The organism is Acetivibrio ethanolgignens, assembly GCF_001461035.1.
Classification (GTDB): domain Bacteria; phylum Bacillota; class Clostridia; order Lachnospirales; family Lachnospiraceae; genus Velocimicrobium; species Velocimicrobium ethanolgignens.
In genome coordinates this window covers 411-611 of sequence record NZ_LNAM01000136.1, presented here as the reverse complement: position 1 = coordinate 611, position 201 = coordinate 411, and the positions used below count along the sequence as shown (strand labels likewise).

The 201-nt window shown below is 45.8% G+C and carries 1 pseudogene; it reads right to left on the bottom strand.

Features of this window, described 5'->3' with window-relative positions:
• Nucleotides 1–201, bottom strand: a pseudogene (locus ASU35_RS20145) (AAA family ATPase); the annotation flags it as partial.

The following is a 201-nucleotide window of genomic DNA, read 5'->3' as shown; positions in this document are numbered from 1 at the left end:
TCATCCAGCGCCCCAAAGACCTCCTCCTGCGTAAAGCCGAAGGCTGCTGCATACTCATCCGAAGTAGCTGTGACTACTTTCAGGTTATTGAGGTCAGAGAAAATGGACTCCTTGCTTACCCTTGTAATCCCTGTCATCATTCCCCTTGCCATGTAAGGGTTGGTCTTAAACGTGGAATTAAAAAAGCTTCTCAAAAAAGAA